The 1,619-nt window shown below is 72.3% G+C and carries 4 protein-coding genes; 3 read left to right on the top strand and 1 reads right to left on the bottom strand.

Annotated features, from left to right (window positions below):
* Both VG276_21330 and VG276_21325 read left to right on the top strand, forming a co-directional pair.
* Positions 1-553, top strand: a 553-nt coding sequence (locus VG276_21330) for an amino acid permease (GenBank protein HEV8651866.1), incomplete at its 5' end; no start/stop codon positions are given.
* A 32-nt stretch (positions 554-585) separates the two neighbouring features.
* Positions 586-729, top strand: a complete 144-nt coding sequence (locus VG276_21325; GenBank protein ID HEV8651865.1) for a hypothetical protein — start codon at positions 586-588, stop codon at positions 727-729.
* A gap of 335 nt (positions 730-1,064) precedes the next feature.
* Here VG276_21325 and VG276_21320 read toward each other — a convergent pair whose 3' ends face one another.
* The gene (locus tag VG276_21320; protein ID HEV8651864.1) at positions 1,065-1,445 is read right to left on the bottom strand and encodes a hypothetical protein; all 381 of its coding nucleotides are present in this window, start codon (positions 1,443-1,445) and stop codon (positions 1,065-1,067) included.
* Here VG276_21320 and VG276_21315 point away from each other — a divergent pair.
* Positions 1,426-1,619, top strand: a 194-nt coding sequence (locus VG276_21315) for a hypothetical protein (protein ID HEV8651863.1), incomplete at its 3' end; no start/stop codon positions are given. The genes VG276_21320 and VG276_21315 overlap by 20 nt on opposite strands.

Below are 1,619 nucleotides of genomic sequence, written 5' to 3'. Positions count from 1 at the left end.
GATCATGGCCACCGCCTCCCGGCTGGCGTGGGCCATGGCCAGAGACCACCGCCTGCCCGCCCATCGGACACTCGCCCAGGTGCCCCGCCCGTCCGGTGGCCCACCCTGGGCCACCGTGCTGGTTGCCGGGTCGAGTGCGCTCATCGTCGTCACGCTCGGCGGCAACCCCGACGCGCTGACCACCTTGTTCACCGCCTCCACGCTCATGCCCGCGATCCTGTACACCGCCACCGTCGTGGTCTACCTGTGGACCACCCAGCGACGCCACGCACCCACTGAGCTGGACCAGGCGCCGTTCCGGCTCGGCAGCTGGGAACGCCCGGTGGTGGCCGGCGCGCTGGGCTGGCTCGGCGTCGAGCTGGTGATCCTGCTCGCCCCTGCCCGCTTCCGCCCCGCCCAGACCTATGCGATGGCCGCGGTCGCGGTCGGCCTGGTCGTCTACGCGCTGATGCGGCTCGTCGAGCCCGCCGCGATGACCAGCCAGCCAGCACCCGCCCAGGACACCCCACCCGTCCCCGACGCGGGGCTGGCCGGGGAGCAGCCGCTATGGTGACCGGCACTGCATCCCTTGTGGGGCCGGGCGGGATGAGCATGGTTGGCGTGGTCGTGGTCGGGCTCGTCGTGCTGGGCGCGCTGCTGATGATCGTCGCGCTGCTCTACGCAGATTATCAGGACGAGCGCGCCCATCGGCGGCGGATGGCCCGAGCCCGGCGCAGGCAGCATGGCTGAGCCAGCCAAGCAGGGCCACCACACGCCCAACCCCGGGGGCCGCAACGCCGTCATCACTGGCGCCCGGGGCGGGATGTCCCACGGCTACTACTACAGCCGCAGTGCTCTGCGGCAGGCTCCTCTGTCGCTGGGTGAAGCCGCAACCGGGTGCCATGGGATAGCGGGAGGGTCTGCTGTGGTCTTCGCAGCCGGACCAACATCGGGTTCTGGCGTGGTCGTGCCCGTGTCGACGGCATCAGGCTCGTGCCCGCCGCTGCCACTTCCAGCAGCGGGCACAGCGACAGCGGCAACAGGAACGGGGCCGCCACGCCGGCGGCCCCGTGGGCGGACCGAGTTCAGCCTGCCGCAGCGGGCTGGACGCCGGCTGCGGTCAACGGCGCTGTCCGGGCGCGCCGCAGCAGGACCCCGCTGGTGATTGCTGTCCACAGCAGGAACAGCAGGAACCCAGGGCCGACGTCGGCGTGGACGAACAGCCCGTTGACGAACACGGCAGCCGCCGTGACCGCAGACAGCCAGCCGAGCCAGCGCGGCAGCACACCGGTGTGCAGCGCCACCACCGCGGCGCTCGCCGCGACGAGCGCCAGCGGGACCATGCTCAGCACGAACGCGCCGCTGCTGATGTCCTCGAGGGCGCTCTGGACCCGCGGGTCGATCCCCGTGGCCTGCCCGGCGATCTCCACGGCGCCGCTGCCGAGCTTGATCCCCAGCCCGACCACACCCGCGGCCAGCGCCGTCGTCGACAGCCAGGCCGGCTCGGCGCAGGACGCCGCACAGGTAGGTCAGGAAGGGGACGAACAGTACCAGGCCGATCACGGCGACGCGGAGCCTGAGGCCGGGATCTGCGATGAAGCTGGCGCCGAAGAGCAGGCTCGCGTACAGGATGCCGCTCG

The sequence above is a fragment of the Actinomycetes bacterium genome (assembly GCA_036000965.1).
Lineage (GTDB): Bacteria > Actinomycetota > CALGFH01 > CALGFH01 > CALGFH01 > DASYUT01.
Note: the sequence above shows the minus strand (reverse complement) of the source record. Positions and strands in the feature narration are given on the sequence as shown.